This window comes from Asaia sp. HumB, assembly GCF_030263835.1.
Lineage (GTDB): Bacteria > Pseudomonadota > Alphaproteobacteria > Acetobacterales > Acetobacteraceae > Asaia > Asaia bogorensis.
In genome coordinates, this window is record NZ_JARPML010000002.1 from 864,348 (window position 1) to 886,685 (window position 22,338).

Genomic DNA, 22,338 nt, shown 5'->3' on the forward strand with positions numbered 1-22,338 from the left:
GGGCCGCTTTTTCATACTAGAATGGGAACTATCCTGATAATGCTATTTATCGCTTCTGTCGGCGAAGAATGAAGGGCGAAATTTAATGCTCCAAGCAACGTCACCGCTTTCAGTCAGCGCTGATAAAGGGACAGATATTCTCGATCTCGCCAACCGCCGCATGCAGTGGTTGCAGTCGCGCGAGACGCTCATCGCAGGCAATATCGCCAATGCAAATACGCCTAATTATGTGGCCCGTGATCTTCCTGATTTCAAAGGCGCCTTGCAGGACCAGATGTCTGTCCAGCTTGCCCAGACCGAGCCAGGGCATATTGCCAGCAACATGAGCCAGAAAGGTTCGGTCAAAGCCGATAGCAGCACGTCGATCGATGGCAACAAGGTCGACCTTGAAAGCGAACTCGTTAAGATTGCGCAGACCGACGACCAGCAGCGCATGGCTACGAGCGCTTACAGCACCTATATGTCCATGTTTTCTCTCGCTCTAGGTTCATCCTAAGCCTGGTCTTTCGAGGTCGAAATGAACTTCACAGATACTATCGGAATTTCCGCGTCCGGCATGCAGGCTCAGGCGAAGCGCCTGCAGGTCGCAGCCGAGAACTTGGCAAACTCTGAAACGACTGGCTCTACACCGGGTTCCGATCCCTACCGCCGAAAAACCATTACATTTAAGGAAATTCTTAATCGCGATACCGGCGTTTCATCTGTCTCAGTGAAGGAGATAGGTGAAGACCGGACGGCCTTCGAGACCCATTACGACCCATCCCAACCGGCCGCAGACAAAAATGGACTTGTCAAGCTTCCCAATGTCGATGCGATGACCGAAATTATGGATACCCACGAAGCACAACACTCCTATGAGGCCAATTTGAACGCCTTGCAGGTGACGCGTTCGATGCTCACGCGCACGATCAACCTGATGAAGTAATGAAATGGATTTCCATGGTCATGCGCATGTGTGCGCGCGTGATTTCATTTCCATTTAAAAAAAGGCTGGTCGAGCATTATGGATAGCACTGCTTATATTGCCTTGTCGCGCATCGACGTGCTCAAGCGTGAACTTGACGTTGCCGCCAATAATCTGGCGAACGAGAACACCGACGGCTTCAAGGGATCCCGGGAGCTCTTTTCGCAATATCTTGTCCATCAGAAAGGGTCCGGGGTGACTCCAGGGGATCGGGAGCAGGCGTATGCCCAGGATAAGGCAACGTTCAGGGATCTGGTCCAAGGCCCCTTGAGAAGCACAGGTAACGCGACCGACGTTGCGATCAATGGTGACGGCTATTTTACCGTCCGCACAACGCAAGGGGTACGACTGACCCGCAACGGGCAATTTACACGCCGCCTCGATGGCACGATCATTGATAGCGCGGGCAATCCTGTGCTCGACAATAACGGTCGCAATCTTGTTCTGCGGCAAGAGAGCGGAGATTTCTCGATCGCCAAGGACGGAACCATATCGACCGAAGATGGTCCACTGGGGACGATAGGCGTTGTCACGGTCGATAACCCCCAGACACTCATGGCAGAGGGCAGCTTCCTCTTTAAGCCAACAACGCCAACGCGGCAGATGCCCACTCCCGAGTTGCATCAGGCAATGCTAGAGGGAAGCAATGTCAATGCGGTAGCCGAAACAACCCGTCTGGTGCAGATCCAGCGCGATTACGATCTCACTTTTCAGCTCATCCAGACGGAGACGACGCGAGGCATGAATGCTATCGACAAGATTGCAGCCGAGCCTAGCAGTTGAAGCTGACCGAGCGATTCCGCATGCCGGCCTCTCCCCATCGGTGATTGAAATGCTCCCCTATCGATCAAGGATCGCAATGAGCTTCCGGTTCTGCGTTTTCTCTTACAGGCCCATGCTTCGTTGCTGCATACTCGGGATAACTGGTCTTCAGCTTTCTGCGTGCGCGGCTGATGACATCGCACGTCATCTTACTGGTCGTGAATGCAACGCCGGTTACATACAGCAGGGTGAAGACTGGTGCGCTCCAGCCGAGCGACCACCTGCGCCGCAGCCATATTGCACCCAAAGCTGGAACGGCGTGGACTGCTGGAGCAGACCTGACCTCATGCCAAATGTCGCTCGTCAGGTGGCGCAGGGCCCTACGGGCCTGACACAGGATCAGAACGCGGACCGCCTCAATCTGCCGCTCAAGGAAACACCGCCAACGAATGCCTACATCCCATGATGAGCATGCTTCCACGCGGACGGGGAGCATTCGGGCTGGAAAAATTGACGCCTTACAATACGCTAAAATATTTGATGCATCATACAAAAATATACCTCAGGAAACACACGGGAGATTGGACGCCGACCATGAATAAAACAGCAAAAACCGATCGCGTCTGACGACAGTTACTTATGAAAAATCTCCTTACATCCATAAAGGGGCTGGGTCGTAATCAGCTGATTGCCCTGGGAGCCGCAGGGGCTCTGCTGCTCGGGCTTCTGGGGTATCTCGCGCTTGGTGGCTCTGGGCAGCCCAACGCACTGGTGTACGGCAATCTGGACCTCAACGAGGCAGCCCGGATGGTCGAAGACCTGTCAAAGGCCCATATTCCGAGTTCGACCTCACCGGATGGAACGAGCCTTTACGTATCCAGCGACCAGGTTGCGAAAGCTCGCCTCCTTCTCGCCAAGGATGGCCTTCCCAATGGTGGGAGCGTTGGTTACGAGCTGTTCGACAAGAGCGCGACCCTGACGAGTACCCAATTCGAGCAAAACATCAACGAAACCCGCGCCCTAGAAGGCGAACTCGAGCGCTCGATCCGGCTCCTTCAGGGAGTACGCAATGTGCGGGTGCATCTCGTATTGCCTCATCGTGACCTGTTTTCGGTGCAGACAAACCCGTCTCAAGCAAGCGTCGTTATCGATATCGGCCACGGAGGACGCATCGCACCTGATGGTATACAGGCGATTCAGAACCTTGTTGCCGCCGCAGTGCCGGGGTTGAGGCCGCAATCCATCTCGATCGTCGATACACGCGGCGATGTTCTGGCAAAACCGGGAGAGCCGAACAGCGAGGACGGTCAGGAGAGCGCATTCGAGAAGTTCCGTCATGCCGAGGAGACAAGGCTGTCTCAGTCTGTTGAGGAGATGCTCATCCCTACGCTGGGCACGGCCCATGTCAGGGCGCGGGCCGCAGTCGTCATCAACAATGACGAAGTGCACGAAACAGAAGAAAGCTTCGATCCGAACCAGCAGGTACTGCGGTCGCAACAAACCAGTACAGACAAAAGCGTCAACACTGATTCGACCCCCAACACATCTGTCGCGAACAATCTGCCGAACGCAAATGCCGGGCAAACCGACAAAAACGGATCGAGTGATACGCGTGACGAAGAAACCAATAATTATGAAATTGGCAAGCGCGTCCGGGTCGTCAACCAAACTCACCCACGCGTGGCACGAATCAGCATAGCGGTCATGGTTGATGGTTCCTACACGAGGGATAAGAGCGGAACAGAAGTGTGGAAGCCTCTCGATGCAGCCGCAATCGACCGCATCACCACACTTGTGAAAACCTCAGTCGGTTATGACAAGGCCCGTGGAGATCAGGTCGAGGTCGTATCAATGCGATTTATGCCGGATGGAGGTGTCGAACCCCTCCCGGCTGCGCCCGGCTTCTTCTCGCGCGCTAACCTGATATATCTGGTAGAATGGATTATACCGATCCTCCTCGCTCTGGGTGCAGGGTTCTTCGCGCTCCGGCCACTCCTCCGCCGCAAAACGACGACACACCCTGCCCTGTCGCGATCTGGCCCCACCCATCTGGAAGCGCTTGGTGGCTCCGGTTCCTATAGGGAGGGAGAGCCCAATCACGCGGCTCTCGGACAAGGTTCGTCTAACAGCCTGGCTCTTCGCACTGATACCGATACCGTGTCGATAGATGGAATTGAGGGGAGAGCGCGTGCAGGAACGATTTCGAAGGTCGCTGACCGTATCGATCAAAACCCTGAAAGCAGCCTGAGCATTATCCGAAACTGGCTCGAGGCACCCGAGCCACGTCCGGGAGCTTCATCATGAATAACGCCAGCCCCCCCGATATGCCTCCCGCAGCTCCCATAGCGCCGGAATTTTCACTCTCCGGCAAACAGAAGGCAGCAATTCTTTTCATGGCAATCGGTCGTGACCGAAGCGCCGCACTTATGCAGTCCCTGCACGAGGATGAAATACGTGACATCTCGATCGCCATGGCGGGACTGGGCGTCGTCAAGGCCGCCATGGTCGAATCAGTGTGTCGGGAGTTCGTCGAGAATTTCGAATTGGCCGATGGTCTCGTCGGGACTTTTGAGACAACCGAAGCTTTCCTGCGCCGCTCACTCAGTGCCGAGCAGGTCGAAAAGATCATGGACGAGATCCGTGGTCCCGCTGGCCGCAATATGTGGGACAAACTGGCAAATGTGCAGGAGTCAATTCTCGCCAACTACCTGAAGAGCGAGTATCCGCAAACGGCTGCGGTTATCGTGAGTCGTTTGCAGCCCGCGCATGCAGCACGTGTCCTCGCCTTGCTGCCTGAGGATTATGCGACAGATGTGATGATGCGTATCCTGCATATGGAAACGGTGCAGCGCGAAGTGATTGAGAGTGTCGAGGCGACCCTGCGATCCGAATTCATCTCATCCCTCGGACGGTCATCCAAGCGGGACAGTTATGAACTCCTCGCCGAGGTATTCAATAATTTCGATCGCAAGACGGAGGGGCGCCTTACAGAGCTCATGGATCGTCAGAGCCATGAGGATATGGAGAAGGTCAAATCGTTGATGTTTACCTTTGAGGACATCGCGCGTCTCTCACAGGAATCCCTCATGCGAGTTGTGACCGAGGTGGATCGGGATCGCCTCCCGGTTGCCCTGAAGGGAGCGACGGACAGCGAACGCAAACTCTTCCTTCAGTGCATGTCAAAACGGGCAGGCAATATCCTCCTGGAAGAAATTGCATCGCTAGGCCCCGTACGTGTCAAGGACGTGGAAGCTGCACAGGCAGAAATCGTAACGACCATCAAGAATCTCTTGAACGCAGGGGAAATCGATATAAGCGATAACTCCGCAAGCGACGAATTCATCTCCTGATGCGAGATTTCGTTCCTTTTTCGCTCAAGTCCAGACGAGAGGACCACGCGAGTAACGCTGACACCGCCACCCTGCCGCTCGCCCGCCACCTCGTTGATTTTGATGCCAAGCCAATGCCCCCGGCACCGCCTCCCGCCACCGATCAATCAGATTCGGCTCCGGCAGACGGGCAAGCGAAGCCTTTGGTGTCCTTGGCTCAGGACGAGATTGATGCGTTGCAGCGTGCCGCTTACGACGCTGGTTTTGCAGCAGGCGCGGCTTCGGAGCAGGCCAGAGCCGAAGCCATCCTATCTTCTACACTGGCGGACATGATCCGTCAGAACGAAGATGTATGCGCCCGCCACTTCGGCCTGGCGCAAAAGGCGGGGGAAATTTTTGCCGAGGCGGTGGTCGACATCGTCAGCGCTCTGACCCGCCTCCCCCCGGAGCAATTAAATGGCATCCATCGCGATCTTTTGCAGGATGCAATCGATCTGATTGTGGGATCCGAGACAGTGGTTGAGGTGACTTGCACCGCAGATGACGAAGTCCGCCTCAGAAGCGCGATTAGCCAGCCTGACAAAATAAGGTTTGAGCCTTGTGCTGTTCCCGGGGATTCACGTATCAGAATCAGCACTGAGACCAACACGATCGTCCTCGACCCGGAAGAATGGCGCAGGAAGGCAATTGAGAAGGTGCTGACCTCACTCAACTCTTTGCAGCGTTCACCAACTGCCTCACCCAAGACGACAAACGGACCGTAAATGATGAATGCAGATAACGGAATGATGGGGCTCGAGGATTTTGCCTCAGAGCCTCTCGATTCTTCAGGTTCCACAACCGAGACAGCAGCTGCCGGCAGCTCCACCGCGCCTCGGACCGAAGCCATCTACGATATCCCGGTCAAGATTACCGCAGTGATCGGCACTGCCACCATGCCGGTCAGCCAGCTCCTTAGGTTGGGGCGTGGCGCTGTGGTCGAGTTAAACAAGAAACTGGGCGAAGCTGTCGATATCTACGCCAATAACCGTCTCATTGCGCGTGGCGAGCTGGTTGTCGTTGATGACAACAACATAGGCGTGACAATGACTGAAATTCTGTCGTCTTCGTCCTCCTGAGTGTGAACACCATGCTTGCTCAGGGCCAATGTGACGCATGCAACGGGCAGCACGGATGAGCCTCCTGTCATGGGTGAGCTATGGTGCATCGTTTGCACTGGTAATATCGCTCATATTCCTTTTGCGATTTGTTGTGCGCTATCTCGAACCCCGCCTGGGCAGACGGAATACAACCAGAAGTTTACAGATTGTGGAAACACTGCCTCTTGATCCGAAAAGGCGACTGATCGTCTTTTCCTGTCGAGGGCGCGAAGGCCTTCTACTCACCGGGCTAAATGGAGATTCGTTCATCGGCTGGCTTGAGGGCGATTGCGGCCCGAACGACGGTCTCGTCCAGGCTAATCCTGAACCTGCCTCGGGTTTCAGCCAGTATCTCTCCGTCGAGCGTAGCTCATGAATAGTTTTGTGATTCATTCAACCGGGGCGATAAAATCCCGCGTAGTGAGCTCATGCAATACCAAAGCTACGACCTCTGGCAAGAGTCGAACCATCGGCCATTGTTGCACGCTTGTTGTCCTCACAGCCGTTCTGCTTTGTGCCCCTTGCATCGCGCACGCGCAGTCTCTTTCCATCGATCTTGGCGGTAGTGGCGGCAGCCCTGGAACAACGAGCCGCCTGATCCAGCTTACTGCCCTCATCACCCTGCTGTCTCTGGCACCGAGCCTTCTTGTAATGGTGACTGCTTTCACGCGTATCGTGATCGTCCTGTCGCTGCTTCGGGGCGCAATCGGCGCGCAAGGTACCCCACCGAACACAATCATCATCGGCCTCTCGCTATTTCTTACGTTTTTCGTGATGCAGCCTACTTTTGAACGATCCTGGTCACAGGGGATCGCACCGATGATCAATGGGAGCATGTCGGAGATAGACGGCCTCAAGGCTGCAGCAGAGCCATTCCGCGGCTTCATGGTTGCGCATGCCCGGCCTGGCGATCTCGCAACTTTCTATCATCTGGCCAATCTCACACCTGCCAAAACCGCTGCGGAAACCCCATGGCGGGTCCTGATGCCTGCTTTCATGATTGGTGAGTTGAGCAGAGGCTTCGAAATGGGCTTCCTTCTCTATCTGCCTTTCCTGATCATCGATATCGTCACATCAAGCGTGCTGATGAGTCTCGGCATGATGATGCTGCCCCCTGCAACAATCTCGCTACCATTCAAGCTCATCTTCTTTGTCATGATTGATGGGTGGCAGATGGTAGCAGGCGGCCTGGTACGCAGCTTCGGCTCCTGACAGGCGCGTTTCAGCAATGACGCCATCAGCCAGCTATTCCCGCTTTAAACCGAAGCTTAGTCCAACCATTCACGCCTTAAGGGTTGAGACGCAAATGCCGTCGCATGCCTCAACCATGGAAGCCTTGACCGCACCCCTGCGCGCATCCCGATAAAGCTTAAAGGTACGGATTCCATTCGTTACGATCTGTCGTCGGCCACGGCAATGAGTACAGAACGCTGCTGCGCGGAATTCTTCTCACGCTGTTACCTGTTTACCAATCTGAACAAAAATCTCGTCCAGAATGAAACATAACGGTGACGGAATATATTGACGTATAACATCCGGCGTGAATGATTAACCTGAATCTAACGTTGCGGGAGCGGGCTTGCCCGCAAACGCGCCTCATGCCCCAGCGCCCACCTTCACGCCCGTCGGGAGTCTCCGCTCTAGCAAATTTTGTCGATGAGTCTTTTCACCCCTCCTTCCAGCCTCATGCCTCCAAAAACGGAAAGCAGTCCCCGTGCGCAGAAAATCTCTTCATCATCCTGCCTTCAATCTCGCCAGCAAAATCGTTCTGGCCTGCGGCATTTGCTTCATAGCAATCCAGATCGTCGCCGTATCCATATCCGGGTTCATGATGAAGAAAGAGGTAGAAAAAAAGATCTACTCGCAAGCAATCCAGAAAAGTCAGATATTGGGCCAGAAGATCGCCCGATCAATAGCTGAGCAGAGCCTGGTTGTACGAGGCATTCAAAGCGCTATCGAAAGCGGCCATCAGACGGGCGTCTTGAACAAGCAGTTCATTGTTGACCTTCTGGTTGAAGACATGCGGCGTTTTCCAGCGATTTTCGGCATGGATTTCAAGGAGATCCCGCATGGTTTCGATGGGACGCAGCTTCCGGGCGGTCCAGGAACAAACCCGGAGGGAATATTCTTCCCTTATGTCGTGCGTGACGGTCATGGAAATATTGCCGTGCGGACCCCTTCCGCCCACTATAGCGATTTTTACAAGGCCATAATCAGAACAGGCAACCCGGACGGCCTTGAACCCTATATCGACCACGATTCCGGTGTTCCCATGGTCTCCCCGACCTTCCCTATCACGTTCAATGGCAAAAGAATCGCCGTCGTAGGGGCGGATATCCCCTTGGACTGGCTTGTCCCTATGCTCAAGGAAGTCCAGATCGCGCCGGGCACCAAGATCTCGCTTCTGTCCAGCCAAGGCTTCTGGGTCGTAAGCCCTACACCTGCCCAGATCATGCAGCACTTCCATGATGACGCCTCCAGAGCTTTCAGCAAGGCCCTCTCTGCGCACGATGTCACCATCATCCCCGGGTTTGACGGTGGGAGTGCAGACCGTATCCTGGTTCCTATCACGGTGGATGGTTTCGGCACTTACTGGACCCTTGTGGTCGACCTCCCGGGTGAGGCCATCACGACACCGGTCTGGCATACAATTTTCACTCTCGTCATTCCGGGCATCGTGCTGATCGTCATTTCGCTCGTCCTGATGTGGCTCATCTTCCGCAAGCTTCTCAGCAACCCGCTAGGCAGCCTGATTCATGCTGTCTCTGAATTGGAAAACCGCCACTATCAGGCACGTGTCTTCGGAATAGAGCGCCAGGATGAACTCGGTGCAATCGCCCGCGGGCTGGACGCATTCCGCTCATCATTGCTGAAGGCGCAGGAAGCCGACTTGCTTCTGGAAGGGGAGCGACGTCGTAACGAAGAAGCGCAGCGGGTGCGGCATGAGCAGGATGAACGCAGGCTGGATGACATCAGAAAGGTCGTTGAGCAGATTGGAGGGGCGCTTTCAGCCCTTTCGAACGGCGATCTCGCCTCAGAACTGCGTCAGCCTCTTCCCGATGAGTTCGAGATTTTACGAACGGATTTCAACAGGTCGATCAGGGAACTCGCAAATACCATCTCAGGTATCTCGACTGCTGCACAGACCATCCGGGATGGAAGCGAAACCGTCCATGGCGGTGCCGAGAATTTGGCACAACGGACCGAACAGCAGGCGGCAGCTCTGGAGCAGACAACGGCTGCGATCAGTCAGATCGCGCGCAGTGCCTCTCATTCGGAAGAGCTGATCACCAGCGCCCAGTCAATCGGCGAGGAAGCCTGCCATTCTGCCGCAGCTTCAGCCGATATCATGCGCCGCACACGTGACGCCATGTCGCGAATAGAGAACAGCTCGTCCCAGATTGTCGACATCGTCTCGATCATCGAGAACATTGCTTTTCAAACCAATGTCCTTGCTCTGAATGCCAGCATCGAAGCGGCGCGGGCTGGCGACGCCGGTCGCGGTTTTGCCGTCGTGGCTGACGAAGTGAGAACTCTGGCGCAGCGATGCACCGAAGCGGCCAAAAGTGTGAGTGCGCTCGTAGGGAAAACATCAGACGAGATACATATCGGCGCCGAATGTGTGCATGAAACAGAACACGCGCTTGCCACGATTTCCGGTCTTGTCACAACGATGGGTGAAAGACTGACCACCATCGTTCGAAATGCGCGCGAACAGGCGGTAAGCCTGAAGGAGGTCAATTCGGCCATCGGGGTCATGGATCGCACGACACAGCAGAATGCCGGTATCGCAGATGAGGCACGTTCTGCTTCCAGAAGCCTGTCGAATGAAACACACTCCATGCTTCACCTGATCCTGCGTTTTTCGCTCCCGGCAACGAGCGCGGCGACTTATTGAAGGTCACACCCTCCTGCCTTGAGCGCGTCATGTTGGATCGAGGCAGGTGACCTCGTTACATGGCCAAAATATCGTCAGGCGCTTACCGCTCACACCTGGAGTGGACGCCCACAATCAGGTCGTGCCGGGACTACAGGGGGACAAGCGACGACTCCCCATGGCGGCTGGCCTCTGGCATTCGCCCCCCTCAGCCACCGACGGGAGGTCGTCGATCCTCGATCAGGTTTCTTCAGTTCCTGCACTGCACCAGCAACGCTCATTCAGACGACAGCATGAGACATGGGCACTTTCTGATGATGCGGCAGGAGAACGCGAAAAGCGCGGAAAGCCTCTCTCCGGCAGATAGTGCCTGCGACGTAATAACTCCCTGATATCATGACCCACTAGCCGACAATTTTCGGGATCTCATCATCGTACGCGATACGCTTAACTTGTTCTTAATGGCTTCATGTGAGCGTAAAGTCTCTGATCTTTGCGGCCGAAGGATAAAGACGAGATCGAAAAGACACTTTGCCCGCCACTCATCATAAATGACTATCGAAACAATAATTTCATATAATTTACTTACGATCGCAGAGTAGGAAAAAATGAAAACCTGGCTGTATCGAGAAGCATCATTCCGGTCCAAAATTGGTACGGTCATGCTTTGCTCCGAAATCCTGCTCGCCGCGATCGTGCTCGGCGAAGTCGCTGCTTTTCTCGCCGGGCCCCTGACGTCAGTCGCCTTTTCTTTCCTGCTGCCACTCACACTGATCACAGCGGCAGCTGTTTTTGCAGGATGGCAGATACTCAACCAGACAATCTCGGTGCCGGTGGAGGCAATCCTTAATATGGGGGAAGCCCTCCTCCGTGGAGACACACGCACGCGCACGCGCTACACTGGCTTCAGAGATGATAGCGGCTCCCTTGTGGATCTACTGGAGCGCCTTCACAACCAAACGCATGACGATGCTGACCGGGCGGCCGCTCACAAGCATATGAGCGAAGAGATTGAAGAGCTGAAGCGCACCGCTGCCAACAGGCAGAAAAGCGTCGCGTCAGGGGCGGAGACCCTCGTATCTGCACTGAGAACCGTTGCGCAGGGCAATCTGGATTGCCGCATTCCGGCCGAGGCGGCTGAGGGGGAATTCGCGCCGATCCGCGAGGCTTTCAACGAAGCGTGCCAAAGCTGGAAACATATCCTGCAAACAATGGCAAAAAGCTCGGAATTCATTACGACCGGGGCTGCAGAGATTTCCACGGCCTCGGACGATCTCGCCAGAAGAACGGAGCGTCAGGCTGAGAATCTTGGCCAGGCGGCTGCCTCGGTACGTACGATCAGCAACGGCATTCAGACAACTGCCGATGTCTGTTCCGATTCCAGCTTCGAGACCAAGAAAACGCTCGACAAGGTCAAGCTCGCAACAGAAATCATGGCGGATGCCAATGCTGCAATGGTCGGCATTCAGAAATCCTCGACAGCAATAAGCGAGATCATTTCCGTCATCGACGGAATTACATTCCAGACCAATGTTCTCGCGCTGAACGCTGGTGTCGAGGCTGCGCGAGCGGGCGACGCAGGACGCGGCTTTGCCGTGGTGGCGCAGGAAGTACGGTCACTTGCAGAGAAATCGGCCAAGTCAGCGAATGAGATCAAACGTCTCATATCTGTTTCCGCAGAGCAGGTCGACAAGGGCGTAACTCTCGTTCAGCGCACGAGTGAATATCTCAGCGATTTCTCCGAAAGCGTTTCGAATATAGCCCAGCGTATTGATGGCCTTACGGTCACAACGCGAGAGCAGGCAGCGCGTCTCGTAGAGGTCACGACGTCGATCAACGAAATGGACCAGGTAACCCAGCAAAACGCAGCCATGGTGGAAGAGGCTACAGCCGCCAGCCATAACCTGAGCGCCGAGACCCGCACTCTTTCAGAAACGCTCGGACGCTTCCACGTGGATACAAACGCGAAGCCGAAAACATCTCCTCCCAAACCGCCAATGGCCAGGCCGCCGGTCGTCAAACCAGCCGTCACAACGAGGACTGCTGTCGTCCCTCCGGTGGTAAAAAATCCGGCCCAGCCCCCTTCCCCCGCACCTGCCAAACAGGCGGCAGTTCCCAGGCCTGCTTTGCAAGTGACGTCTTCTGACCAGGGCTGGGAGGATTTCTGATGTCCGTCATACCTGTGCCCCCGGAGACGATGCCTCATCATATCATGCTTCCTGCGCGCCTTGACACCAAGGCTGCCGCAGCGCTGCGCGATGATCTCATTGTGGATGATGGCACTCCCCTGGATGGATCGGAAGTCACTTATCTCGGAGGTCTTTGCCTCCAGATTCTCCTTGCTGGCAAACGCGAGATTATCAACCCATCCGAAAAGATGGCTGAAGCTCTGGCACTCTTCGGTGTGCCTTTCCTCCTGCGGGAACCCCGCACAACATCCAGCGAGACCTAGACATGAGCGATTCAAAGACTGTGCGCGTTCTGACGATTGATGATTCCCGAACGATGCAGAGTATGCTCCGGACAGCCCTGGAAGGCGCTGGATACGACGTTATTCAGGGGAATGATGGTGTGGAGGGTATCAGCGTTCTCGAAGCAGCGACCCCCGCGCCGGATGTCATCATTACCGACATCAACATGCCCCGTATGGATGGTTTCGGCGTGATCGAGACGGTGCGCGGGCTTGAACCCTTCCGTCACCTGCCGGTTATCGTTCTCACAACTGAAAGCGACCAGGAAAAGAAGGCTCGTGCCCGAGCCGCCGGCGCAACCGGGTGGATCATAAAACCCTTCAACTCCGAAAGCCTTGTCTCCGCCATACGTCGCGTCACAGAGTAGAGAAGCAGGATCAGCATGAGCTCAGACATGGACGAAATCCTGGAGATTTTCTTTCAGGAATGCGAAGAGCAGCTGCAGGAGCTGGAAACAGGGTTGTCTGCGCTCGATGCAGATCGTGCGGAGGCGGATACAGTCAATGCGGTGTTCCGTGCCGTGCACTCCATCAAAGGCGGTGCCGCTTCGTTCGGCCTTCAGAATCTGGTCCGCTTCGCTCATGTGTATGAGAACTCGCTTGACGGTGTGAGGTCGGACCGGATCGCCCCCACACGCGACGTCATTGCCGTATTCCTCAAAAGCATGGATGTTCTGAGCGACCTCGTCGTCGAGGCCCGCGGAGGCGTGGCAGTCGATGCCGTTCGCATTGACGAGAACCTGGGCGAACTCCAGCGTGTCAATGCCTCCGGGGCTGGCCATACCGAGGCGAGCCAGGCCACAGATGCAGGGGCCATCGAGGACAGCTTCTGCCCCGTCCCTATGGAATTCGAGCCTGTCGCCTTCAGCTTCGACGACGATTTCAGCGTTGAGGCTGTAGAAAGTGAAATACCGGCCAGATGGTGCGTTTCTTTCCGCCCCCATGATGAGATGTATCACTGCGGTGACGATGCGCGGAATATCCTGACCGCGCTATCGAATCTTGCGAAGAGCAAGAGCGAGACGGCATTGATCACTTGCAAGACAGATTCTTTACCTGATCTCGATGCGATAGATGCTGAAAAATCCTATCTCAGTTGGGAGATCCTGTTGCCTCTTACGGTCGAAGAGGCAGCAATACGCGATGTTTTCGATTGGGTCGTTGACAGCTGCACATTTACGATCAGTCAGGACGACAAAAATTCTATCCCGACGGAGGCGCCCAAGGCGTACCCGGAGGCTGATATAACTCCTGATTCGGATGAGGGTGCGATTGTCAGCGTTGAGGAGCAGCCCGCTCAGCCCTCAGGCGCCGATCTCGCAATCATCCCGCAAGTACATGCGGATGATGAGCAGGCACCCCAGTTACCGGCGGTCGACATCCGTCCTCCAGCAGAGAAAATTCTTGAAGCTCTTGCATCGACTGCGCAAACGCTGAGGGAAGAAGAGCCTTCCACCGCTGCGGTGAGTGGGACACGCAAGACCGAGACAGCATCCATCCGTGTCGATCTTTCGCGCGTGGACGATCTTATGGATCTCGTAGGTGAACTGGTCATCGCCCAAGCTGCGGTGCAATCACTTTGCCAGAAGAGCGCCGTATCCGGCCATCATGAGCTGATACAGAGCATTGAAGGCATGCAAACCCTTACAAGGGACATACAGGATGCCGTGATGTCTGTGCGCGCCCAGCCGGTGCGGAGCGTCTTCCAGCGGATGCAACGCGTCGTGCGCGAGGCTAGCGCCATGACGCGCAAGGTTGTCAATCTCGAGCTGGAGGGAGAGGACACCGAAGTTGATCGCACCCTGATCGAAAAGCTGGCGGCACCGCTCACGCATATGCTGCGAAACGCCGTCGACCACGGCATAGAGTCTATCGAAGATCGCTTGGCCGCGGGCAAACCATCCGAGGGAAATATCACACTCTCCGCCGAGCACCGCTCGGGACGCATTCTGATCACGATCAAGGATGACGGCGCGGGCGTCAATCGCCAGCGTGTATTCGAGACGGCGGTGAAGCGGGGAATCATCCCACACGACGCAACCCTGAGCGAAGACGAGATCAACAACCTTATCTTTACCCCAGGCTTTTCAACGGCCTCAGAAGTCTCGGATCTCTCGGGTCGAGGGGTTGGAATGGACGTGGTCAAGCAGGCTATCATGAGCCTTGGTGGCCGCGTAGTGATCAGCAGTGTGCAAGGCAAAGGGACAACCTTCAGTCTCAGCCTTCCCCTCACCCTTGCCATTCTCGACGGGATGCTTATCAACGCCGCCGAAACAACAATGGTCATCCCGATTTCAGCCGTCTCTGAAGCCATCATCGTTAGTGAAGGCGATGTTTACGCATTGCCAGATGGTACAAGTATCATCTCGAAGCGCGGTGAATGTATCCCGCTTTTGCCACTCGCAGCGACTCTCGGTCTTGCCGCGCCACGCAAGCAGGAGACGCTCGAAGGCGCTGTCGTGCTTGTGGTCGAAAATGAGTCGGGCAGCCGCGCAGCACTCATTGTTGATGAGATCTGCGGTCAGACGCAGGTCGTCATCAAGAGCATGGAAAAGAACTATCGCCATATTTTCGGTGTGTCGGCCGCAACAATTCTCGGGGATGGAAGCGTTGCGCTCATTCTGGACGTTTCGGCCCTCATCGCAGCAGCACTCAGCCAGACAGACAACAAATCGATGCTCGGATTGTCCGAGCTGGTAGCCTAGATCTTCATGAACATGCTCAGTATCAATCAGGAACCTCCGATGACCGAACAACTGACAACCATTGAAGGGCCCGGTGTCTCGTCGATCAAGATGATCGTTTTCGCAGTCGGTGCACAAGAATACTGCATACCCATCCTTAGCGTACGCGAAATCAGAGGTTTCGAAAAAACCACAACCCTGCCCTTTGCCCCCGCTTACGTGTGCGGTGCGATCAACTTGCGCGGCATTATCCTGACCGTTATCGATCTCGCAGCCTACCTGAACATTGCTCCGGAACTGGAAAATGCTCGGCGTGTCGTTGTCATCGTCGAATCAAGAGGCGGTGTGGTTTATGGCCTCCTGGTGGACCGGGTCATTGATCTCGCTGATATCAAATCGACTGATATCCAGCCGACCTCCGATGAGGGTGGATGCTTGCACGGTCTGGTGCTGGTCGATAACCGGATGATTGGAATTCTGAAACTTGATACGGTCGTCAAACAGCTTGTTGGCGAATCGCCCAAAGAATGACCGCCTCCATCACCCTCACTGCCCCTGAATATACAGACTCCGATTTTCGACGTCTGCAGGGAATTGCACAAGAGCAAGCTGGTATCTGCCTGCCAGACACCAAGAAGGCGCTCGTCTATGCACGTGTGTCGCGACGTGTGCGCGAAATGCAGATGGGTAGCTTCGAGGCGTATCTGCAGTTTGCCACCAGCCCCGCCGGCACGGTCGAGCTCGAAAAGCTGATCTGCGCTCTCACAACGAACGTAACGGGCTTCTTTCGTGAGCGGAATCACTTCGAACATTTGCGCACCGAAGTCATGCCCTCCCTGATTCCGTTGCTTCGTCAGGGAAAGAAGATACGTATGTGGTCAGCGGCCTGCTCGACAGGGCAGGAGCCGTGGAGCATCGCCATGACGACGCTCGAAAGCTTTCCGGAAATAGGGTCCTTTGATTTCCGCATTCTGGCGACAGACATCAACAGTGAAGTCGTGGCCCGTGCCGCCGAAGGCATTTACGCTCGCGACGAACTCGAGGGGATTCCGGAGCGGGAACGTTCTCTCTATCTTGAGGACCACGGCGGTTCGGCAAGCATGAGCGCCTCGTTGCGCGCCCTTCCAACCTTCCGGGTCCTTAATCTGAATGCTGGATGGCCTTTCCGCGGCAGCTTTTCAGTCATCTTCTGCCGCAACGTTGTCATCTATTTCGATGATACGACGCGCGAAGCATTATGGGCTCGTCTTGCCGAACGCCTCGAGCCGGGTGGCTTTCTTTATGTCGGTCATTCGGAACGCGTCGCCAATGCTGCGCAGTGCGGATTGATCAATATTGCACCGACCATATACAAAAAGGAGGGCTAGGTTTGTCCCCCCCGGTGAAAGTACTTGTAGTTGACGACTCCCGGACGGCGCGCGCGATGATACGCCATGCTTTTCAGGGGCATCCTGATCTGCTGATCACAGGCGAAGCCTCCAATCCCCTCGAAGCCAAGGATATGATTATTAAGGACCAGCCTGATGTCATCACGCTTGATATCGAAATGCCGAATATCAACGGACTACAGTTCCTGGACAAGATCATGCGGTTGCGACCGATCCCGGTCGTCATGGTCTCGAGCCTGACACAACGGAATGCCGAACTGGCACTTACTGCCTTGCAGATGGGTGCCTTCGACTGTTTTCCCAAGGCAATGTCATCCGCACCCGGAGTCAACGCCTATGCCGGCCTGCCAGGGATCGTCCGCCAGGCGGCAAAGTCCAAGCCGGAAACACGCGCCAAAGAGACGAAGCTGCCAGCATCGACACCTGAGCGCCTTGTCTGGTCTCAGGATTTTGCCGTTGTCGCCATAGGCTCATCGACCGGAGGCGTCGAGGCGCTTGAGGAGGTCTTGAGCGGGTTCCCTCCTGACAGCCCACCCATTGTCATATGTCAGCATATGCCAGCATTTTTCACAGCAAGTTTCGCTGCCCGTCTCGATAAGAAAATAGAGGCGCTATCGATACGCGAAGCGCAGGATCGCGAAGTCCTGCGAAGGGGCGATGTCCGAATTGCGCCCGGTGGCTCTCATCATGTGACGGTTACCCTCAACGCTCGAACCGTCACAACACGACTGCATACGGGTCCCGCCGTCAACGGACATACTCCATCTGTCGACGTGCTGTTCGACTCGGTTACGGAACAGGTGGGCAAGGCGGCGCTCGGCATCATTCTGACAGGTATGGGGCAGGATGGTGCAGAAGGGTTGCTAGCGATGCGCCGTTCAGGGGCATGGACAATTGCGCAGGACAAAGCGACCTCGGTGGTGTACGGAATGCCCCGCGTCGCTGCTGAAATCGGGGCAGCGGCGCAGATCGTGCCGCTCAATCAGATCAGCCACGCCGCGATGACCGCTCGGGTACGTTAACACCATGATCCGCTTTATTCGCCAATTATCAAAACCTGTCACATTACCTTCTCTCAGCGTGAAGCCCTAAGGACCCGATATGCCCGCAGCCTCTCAAATTCGAGCTCTGATTGTCGATGACCAGGCTTCTATCCGTCAGGTTCTAGCCAACAATCTTGCCCAGCTTGGTTTCACGCAAGTGGCCCAGCGCAAGGACGGCAAGGAGGCACTTGAGTATCTGGGGCAGAATCCCACCCACCTGGTGATCTCGGATTTCAACATGCCTGTCATGGACGGCCTCGCATTGCTTCGCGCAGTGCGAGAAAATCCCAAGACACAGAAAACAGCTTTTGTCATTCTCACGAGCGAAGCGAGTCGTGATCTCGTACAAGAGGCAATCAAAGCGGGCGTGAACAATTTCCTCGCAAAGCCCTATACCGTCGCCAAGCTACGCGAAGTACTGGAGAAGGTCTTCGGACCTATCACCTGATGCAACAGCAAATGCTTACCCAAACCGTTATTCAGGGTGATGTCGTTGTTGCCGGGGGGGCTGACACTCTGCTTACCACCCTGCTGGGATCGTGCATCTCCGTATGCATGTACGATCCACTTGCCGGGATAGGTGGCATGAACCACTTTCTCCTTCCTACAGGAGAAGGATGCGACAATAGCACAGCCCTTCGTTTTGGGGTGAATGCTATGGAAAAGCTGATAAACGGCATTCTGACTTCTGGCGGCAAGAGAGACCGCCTTTTGTGCAAGGCATTTGGAGGCGCCGCGATCGTGCCTTCCTTAGGCAAGATCGGTCAGGAAAACAGCCTCTTTGTGGTGGGATACCTCGCAAACGAGAGAATATCCTGCGTCGCGCAAAGTCTGGGTGGCACACAGGCGAGACGCATACGCTTTTGGCCAGCCACCGGGCGCGCACAGCAAAATCTTGTCGAGGACGGCCGCGCAATCGGTGTTCAGGAGCAGGCCTATAACAAGAAAGAAGCCGCTTTCGAAAGAAAGTGGAAAACTGACGACAAGACCCATGTCGAGCTATTTTGAAAGATCGCCGATCGTCCAGGTGCTGACGCGACACCCCCTCCAGTCGCAGCAAATGAGGTTCAGAGTTTTTACGCGCCTGCCAATCTACGGGAAATACCTCCCAGCTTAAGCTATTTGGGATTCATGCAATCGATGAACACCGAGCCTCGCGAATTCATATCCAATATCGTTGCACAACTGGTTATCACACATGGCGATCTGCTGAGTGTGCAGGCAGCTATCGAGAGATCCGCGCTTAATATGAGTTTTCATGAAAGCGAGATCAGAAATTTGCAGAAGCTCGATCACGCGACTCAGTTTGTCGACGCAATCACTATCATACTACGCAACTTCATGCACACTGCGTGCCGTGATGATGACACACAGCTGAATCTCGAAGATCTTCTCAAAGATGTCCAACTTGGAAGCGTGCAGGGTCTCTTTACAGGCAGGAATGCCCCTCCACCAGCCGCCGCCGGCGAAATAGATTTCTTCTGAAAGTTATCTCTGGTCTGATCAGTGTGCTCGGGCTGTTGATCAGCCCGTCACTCCTGTTAATCCGTCAAGCACATCCCGGGAAATATCAATAAGGGGAAATAGAGTCAGCTCCTCGTTCAGGATAGCCTGAATCCCGTATTTCTGAGCTTTGTCTGCAAGGTTTACAATCAACGCCCGTTCATCATCCGGCGTATGGCCGCTGTCGATGATATTGGCCTTCATGATAAGCGACCATAATTTCTGGTGTCGATCGAGAGCTTTGGCGCGCAAGCTCGCGTCTGCCTCTGCATTTTGCAACTCTTCGAGCATCATCGTGAAAGCGACCACCTCCGCTTCTCTACCGGACAGGCTTGTCTCTGCGACTGCTTTATAGGCGCGTAATCCAGGGTGCATGGCGTTCATTTTTCAGCCCTTGCGGCAGGTCGGTGGTGATTAACTCTACTATCTCAGTCAGGCTGAACATCAAGATCCTATGCGTAGGATCTACTCTTTCGGAACAGGTGGATGATCTGAGCCTACACTTGGGAGCCATGAGAGTGTGCCCACACTATTCGCATGACCAGCCACGCTGTCAGGACCACTCCGGTTAAGGTGGAAATTACGTACGCCAGCCAGATACTGCGACACTGTGTTGACCCGCTCGGGAAACATGTATCCCATGATCGCTGATATCTTCCGCGGGTTCATGCTGTTTGCAATCGACACGAGCACGTGGATATCCATGATATTGAAAACCGCAGCGGCCTCTCTCGGCGGCATTTCCTCGTAGATCTTCACGAGACGCGAGGTCTCTGCGACCATCATCTCTTTATGCTGCGCCTGCTTTTCAGCAAGTTCGGCCATCGAATTATCAATGGCGCGCATCTTCTCCTCAAGAACGATACGTGCCGAGTCCAGAACGTGTTTCTGCTCCTCAAGCTTGCGACGTTCATCCTCTATGGATCCCTGGTGCGACAGCAAACGCTTTACCAGCTCAGCCTGGGCCTCATCTGTGGTCGGTGTATCTGTCACCCCCGTAGCACCACCCGGCACACAGGATATGCCGATACAGGATGCAGCAGGACCATCGTTCTTCAGGAACGCGGCGTCGACCGGAATTGCATCGTCGTCAGCTCGGATCCCTTCCGATGTCACAGGGATGGTCTTCCACCCTTCTGTATTCGCCGAAGCCGCAGATACCGAAGGCTGCTTATTATGAGGTTTGGGAAGTGGTGCCTGAAGCTTGGCAGTCGGATTTGCTGTATCGGCGTTTTCAGGCTGGATGCTGCGGTCATCTTCACCCATACGACTGGCGAGCGCATGCACATTCATCGCAAGCGCTAGTGTCATAAAGATGGTCGACACATGGAGTAGACGCCCAAGTGGAATTCGCGGCATGACCAAGAAACCCAAAATTCAAATAGACAGATAAGAAAAAATAATCCTATATATACACTAACTATTTAGCTAAATTAGTTTATATATTTAAATTCGTCCTGCAATGATACTTTGCCCGTTAAAGGTCAAAATATCGATAACATTCGTATCACGTAATAGTTATGCCTGCCCGATTTGGCAAGCACTTTTATCACGAAGAGTTGCCACACTCACCTTGCCCGTCTCGCACCTGGCAAAGAGAGGGTTGAGACTGGGCACCCGCGATGAGGCCGCGCTCCAATAGGGATCGTGATGCGAGACCTGCTGTCTCGGCGCCTCTCGATGCAAGGCCCTCCACGCAACGACGGACTCAAGACAGCTAATTCCAGATTAGAGCCCTCACCGCACCACAAGTCTTGGTCGTCTCAGGCGCTGCACATCCAGCCCCCCGAGCCAGCATTCTGACGAGAGCAGTCGAATAGCGCATCAATCGTAGCTTCAAACCATGCAGTGTAACCATGATGATGGCCTCAATAGCGCACCGAACCGGGCTGTTCGCGATATGGTGTGTGGGCTGCCTATCATAAGACATGCCAATCGGCAGGAAACCCTATCGCCTCGATACCGGTGATCGAGGCACCTTGCTGCGCCATATCGAAATCAACAATGCCTTCATCAAAGTCTGTCCGGCAAACCAGTGGTCATCTCTGTTTGCTGTAGCGTCTGTCGTCCGATCAAGCGTGATGCCTGTACGGGTATCATCTGAGTTCTTCCATTCTGGTAATCTTCTCTTATCCATTTCGGGTTTTATGATGCTTGCGTGGCCCGATATCTGGGCGAGCACCAGGAGAAATTCGATGAGCCTTTCGATCAACACCAATGCCTCGGCGATGGTCGCCGTTCAGACCCTGAACGCCACCCAGACGGCCCTGAGCAACGCTGAAAACACCATCTCGACCGGCCGCAAGGTCTCGAGCGCTGCCGACAACGCCGCTGCCTACGGCATCGCGCAGCAGATGCAGGGCAATGTCTCTGGCCAGTCCGCTGTGAATGACGGCCTCTCCTTCGCCGCACAGACGGTCAGCTCGACCAGCACAGCCGTCAACCAGATCATCAGCGTGCTCAACAGCGTCCAGAACGCAGTGACCACCCTTGGCAACAACCAGGGCAGCCCGGCCGCTCTCGACCAGATCGGCACCCAGATCACTGGCCTGCTTCAACAGATCGATACCATCTCGCGCAACGCCACGTTCAACGGCGTGAACCTGATTTCGGGCAGCACAAAAGATGGTCTCGGGATCACGTCCAACAACCTGAGCTACATCACGGGCCTTCAGGGTGACCAGACGACCGTCACAGGCTTCAACGCGGCTATTGCCTCGTATATGGGCGGATCCAGCGTCGCCGGCGCACCGGCTGTCTCTTCCTCGTTCTTCCAGAGCGGCGTCGCTGGCACGAGCCTGACCGACGCCCTGGGCCTCACCACAAACAGCGGTACGAGCGGTGCAAACCCGACCACCAACGTGTTCGAATCCACCGGTGGCGTACTCGGCGGCAGCAAGAACGTCTCGGACATGATTTCGCAGGTTCAGGCCGCCATCAAGGCCATGACCTTCGTGACCTCCACACTGGGTGCGAACAGCAACGTCATCAACAACATGAGCACCTACGGCTCAAGCATCTCCGACAACCTCACCAACGGTATCGGCTCCCTGACCGACGCAGACATGTCCGCAGCCAGCGCCAAGCTGACATCGCTTCAGACCAAGCAGTCCCTCGCCATCAAGTCGCTTACCATCGCCAACTCACAGTCACAGAACATCCTCTCACTCTTCCAGTAA

General features: G+C 55.2%; 23 protein-coding genes. 21 read left to right on the top strand and 2 right to left on the bottom strand.

The window, feature by feature from the left end:
• The first annotated feature begins 85 nt into the window (after positions 1–85).
• From P5689_RS05015 to P5689_RS05110, 20 genes are all read left to right on the top strand, one after another.
• Positions 86–496 (top strand): flagellar biosynthesis protein FlgB, encoded by a 411-nt coding sequence (locus tag P5689_RS05015; RefSeq protein ID WP_285532333.1) that lies wholly within the window; start codon positions 86–88, stop codon positions 494–496.
• A gap of 21 nt (positions 497–517) precedes the next feature.
• Complete coding sequence (flgC, locus tag P5689_RS05020) at positions 518–925, top strand: flagellar basal body rod protein FlgC (RefSeq protein WP_023980049.1); 408 nt, start codon at positions 518–520, stop codon at positions 923–925.
• A gap of 78 nt (positions 926–1,003) precedes the next feature.
• Entirely contained in the window at positions 1,004–1,747 is a 744-nt protein-coding gene (gene flgF, locus P5689_RS05025) for a flagellar basal-body rod protein FlgF (protein ID WP_035444297.1), read from the top strand.
• A 618-nt stretch (positions 1,748–2,365) separates the two neighbouring features.
• Positions 2,366–4,030, top strand: a complete 1,665-nt coding sequence (gene fliF / locus P5689_RS05030; RefSeq protein ID WP_285532336.1) for a flagellar basal-body MS-ring/collar protein FliF — start codon at positions 2,366–2,368, stop codon at positions 4,028–4,030.
• On the top strand, positions 4,027–5,076 hold the full coding sequence (locus P5689_RS05035) for a flagellar motor switch protein FliG (RefSeq protein WP_285532337.1): 1,050 nt from the start codon (positions 4,027–4,029) through the stop codon (positions 5,074–5,076). The genes fliF and P5689_RS05035 overlap by 4 nt, the downstream gene beginning before the upstream one ends.
• Positions 5,076–5,819, top strand: coding sequence for a hypothetical protein (locus P5689_RS05040; RefSeq protein ID WP_285532338.1), 744 nt, complete (start codon positions 5,076–5,078; stop codon positions 5,817–5,819). Before P5689_RS05035 ends, P5689_RS05040 begins: the two co-directional genes overlap by 1 nt.
• A complete protein-coding gene (gene fliN, locus P5689_RS05045) occupies positions 5,820–6,173 on the top strand; it encodes a flagellar motor switch protein FliN (protein WP_408868534.1) in 354 nt (117 codons plus the stop codon).
• A gap of 393 nt (positions 6,174–6,566) precedes the next feature.
• Complete coding sequence (gene fliP, locus P5689_RS05050) at positions 6,567–7,406, top strand: flagellar type III secretion system pore protein FliP (RefSeq protein WP_285532339.1); 840 nt, start codon at positions 6,567–6,569, stop codon at positions 7,404–7,406.
• A 444-nt stretch (positions 7,407–7,850) separates the two neighbouring features.
• Entirely contained in the window at positions 7,851–8,114 is a 264-nt protein-coding gene (locus tag P5689_RS05055) for a hypothetical protein (RefSeq protein WP_161630876.1), read from the top strand.
• Positions 8,115–8,175: 61 nt separating this feature from the next.
• A complete protein-coding gene (locus P5689_RS05060) occupies positions 8,176–10,092 on the top strand; it encodes a methyl-accepting chemotaxis protein (RefSeq protein WP_285532340.1) in 1,917 nt (638 codons plus the stop codon).
• A 587-nt stretch (positions 10,093–10,679) separates the two neighbouring features.
• On the top strand, positions 10,680–12,239 hold the full coding sequence (locus P5689_RS05065; RefSeq protein ID WP_051757728.1) for a methyl-accepting chemotaxis protein: 1,560 nt from the start codon (positions 10,680–10,682) through the stop codon (positions 12,237–12,239).
• The gene (locus P5689_RS05070; RefSeq protein WP_285532341.1) at positions 12,239–12,523 is read left to right on the top strand and encodes a hypothetical protein; all 285 of its coding nucleotides are present in this window, start codon (positions 12,239–12,241) and stop codon (positions 12,521–12,523) included. Before P5689_RS05065 ends, P5689_RS05070 begins: the two co-directional genes overlap by 1 nt.
• Positions 12,524–12,525: 2 nt before the next feature.
• Entirely contained in the window at positions 12,526–12,909 is a 384-nt protein-coding gene (locus P5689_RS05075) for a response regulator (protein WP_035444293.1), read from the top strand.
• 15 nt (positions 12,910–12,924) lie between these two features.
• Positions 12,925–15,246 (top strand): chemotaxis protein CheA, encoded by a 2,322-nt coding sequence (locus P5689_RS05080; protein WP_031241813.1) that lies wholly within the window; start codon positions 12,925–12,927, stop codon positions 15,244–15,246.
• Positions 15,247–15,285: 39 nt separating this feature from the next.
• Positions 15,286–15,756: a chemotaxis protein CheW gene (locus P5689_RS05085; RefSeq protein WP_023980062.1), complete on the top strand. Its 471-nt coding sequence runs from the start codon at positions 15,286–15,288 to the stop codon at positions 15,754–15,756.
• Positions 15,753–16,592 (top strand): protein-glutamate O-methyltransferase CheR, encoded by an 840-nt coding sequence (locus P5689_RS05090; RefSeq protein ID WP_031241816.1) that lies wholly within the window; start codon positions 15,753–15,755, stop codon positions 16,590–16,592. Before P5689_RS05085 ends, P5689_RS05090 begins: the two co-directional genes overlap by 4 nt.
• A 14-nt stretch (positions 16,593–16,606) precedes the next feature.
• Positions 16,607–17,635 carry a chemotaxis response regulator protein-glutamate methylesterase gene (locus P5689_RS05095; RefSeq protein WP_285533842.1) on the top strand — a complete coding sequence of 343 codons (1,029 nt, stop codon included), beginning with the start codon at positions 16,607–16,609 and terminating at the stop codon, positions 17,633–17,635.
• 79 nt (positions 17,636–17,714) lie between these two features.
• Positions 17,715–18,104 carry a response regulator gene (locus tag P5689_RS05100; protein WP_023980065.1) on the top strand — a complete coding sequence of 130 codons (390 nt, stop codon included), beginning with the start codon at positions 17,715–17,717 and terminating at the stop codon, positions 18,102–18,104.
• Positions 18,105–18,241: 137 nt separating this feature from the next.
• Entirely contained in the window at positions 18,242–18,664 is a 423-nt protein-coding gene (locus P5689_RS05105) for a chemotaxis protein CheD (protein ID WP_252849257.1), read from the top strand.
• Between the two features lie 132 nt (positions 18,665–18,796).
• Positions 18,797–19,141, top strand: coding sequence for a hypothetical protein (locus tag P5689_RS05110; protein ID WP_146926321.1), 345 nt, complete (start codon positions 18,797–18,799; stop codon positions 19,139–19,141).
• Between the two features lie 39 nt (positions 19,142–19,180).
• Here the strand turns inward: P5689_RS05110 and P5689_RS05115 are convergent, their stop codons facing one another.
• A complete protein-coding gene (locus P5689_RS05115; RefSeq protein ID WP_244442075.1) occupies positions 19,181–19,543 on the bottom strand; it encodes a flagellar biosynthesis regulator FlaF in 363 nt (120 codons plus the stop codon).
• Between the two features lie 81 nt (positions 19,544–19,624).
• Positions 19,625–20,470, bottom strand: a complete 846-nt coding sequence (locus tag P5689_RS05120; RefSeq protein ID WP_285532343.1) for a hypothetical protein — start codon at positions 20,468–20,470, stop codon at positions 19,625–19,627.
• An 884-nt stretch (positions 20,471–21,354) separates the two neighbouring features.
• On the opposite strand from P5689_RS05120, the gene P5689_RS05125 reads away from it, so the two are divergent.
• The gene (locus tag P5689_RS05125; RefSeq protein WP_023979280.1) at positions 21,355–22,338 is read left to right on the top strand and encodes a flagellin; all 984 of its coding nucleotides are present in this window, start codon (positions 21,355–21,357) and stop codon (positions 22,336–22,338) included.